Raw genomic sequence first — 1,484 nt, 5'->3', positions numbered from 1 at the left:
ACCGCCCAGAACGAACGGCTCGCCTCCACCCTGCGAGAGGCCCGCGACCAGATCGTGGCCCTCAAGGAGGAAGTGGACCGGCTGGCACAGCCCCCGGCCGGATTCGGTGTGTTCCTCAGCCAGAACGAGGACGGCACCGCCGACATCTTCACCGGTGGCCGCAAGCTCCGCGTGAACGTCAGCCCCAACGTCGAGCTCGACGAGCTGCGGCGCGGCCAGGAAGTGATGCTCAACGAGGCCCTCAACATCGTGGACGCGATGGCCTTCGAGAGCATCGGCGACCTGGTCACCCTCAAGGAGGTCCTGGAGGACGGCGAGCGGGCCCTGGTCGTCGGCCACACCGACGAGGAGCGGGTGGTGCGCCTGGCCGAACCGCTGCGCGAGATCACCCTCCGGGCGGGGGACGCCCTCCTGCTGGAACCCCGTTCCGGCTACGTCTACGAGGTCGTGCCGAAGTCCGAGGTCGAGGAGCTCGTCCTCGAGGAGGTCCCGGACATCGACTACCGCCAGATCGGCGGCCTCGCCAACCAGATCGAACTGATCCGGGACGCGGTCGAGCTGCCGTACCTGCACGCCGACCTCTTCAAGGAGTACGAGCTGCGCCCGCCCAAGGGCGTGCTGCTCTACGGCCCGCCCGGCTGCGGCAAGACGCTGATCGCCAAGGCCGTGGCGAACTCGCTGGCCAAGAAGGTCGCCGAGGTCACCGGCCGGCCCCAGGGGAAGAGCTACTTCCTCAACATCAAGGGCCCCGAGCTGCTCAACAAGTACGTCGGCGAGACCGAGCGGCAGATCCGCCTGGTCTTCCAGCGGGCCCGGGAGAAGGCGAGCGAGGGCACCCCCGTCATCGTCTTCTTCGACGAGATGGAGTCGCTGTTCCGCACCCGCGGTTCCGGTGTCAGCTCGGACGTGGAGAACACCATCGTCCCGCAGCTGCTCGCCGAGATCGACGGCGTGGAGGGCCTGGAGAACGTCATCGTCATCGGCGCCTCGAACCGCGAGGACATGATCGACCCGGCGATCCTGCGGCCCGGCCGCCTGGACGTCAAGATCAAGATCGAGCGCCCGGACGCCGAGGCCGCGAAGGACATCTTCTCCAAGTACCTCAAGGGCTCGCTGCCGTTCCACCCGGACGACCTCAAGGAGCACGACGGCTCCGTGGGCGCCACGGTGGAGGCGATGATCCAGTCGGTGGTGGAGCGGATGTACTCCGAGACGGAGGAGAACCGCTTCCTGGAGGTCACCTACGCCAACGGTGACAAGGAGGTCCTGTACTTCAAGGACTTCAACTCCGGCGCGATGATCCAGAACATCGTCGACCGGGCGAAGAAGATGGCCATCAAGGCCTTCCTCGACCACGGTCAGCGGGGTCTGCGCGTCGCCCACCTGCTCAACGCCTGCGTGGACGAGTTCAAGGAGAACGAGGACCTGCCGAACACCACCAACCCGGACGACTGGGCCCGGATCTCCGGCAAGAAGGGCGAGCG

Annotated in this window: 1 protein-coding gene; it reads left to right on the top strand. The window is 67.0% G+C overall.

Going from position 1 to position 1,484, the window contains the following annotated elements; genetic code table 11:
* On the top strand, positions 1 to 1,484 hold a 1,484-nt coding region (gene arc / locus ACFWOG_RS40840; protein WP_380364821.1), incomplete at both ends, for a proteasome ATPase.

The sequence above is a fragment of the Kitasatospora sp. NPDC058406 genome (assembly GCF_042722765.1).
Lineage (GTDB): Bacteria > Actinomycetota > Actinomycetes > Streptomycetales > Streptomycetaceae > Kitasatospora.
This window is presented reverse-complemented; position numbering and strand designations above follow the sequence as displayed.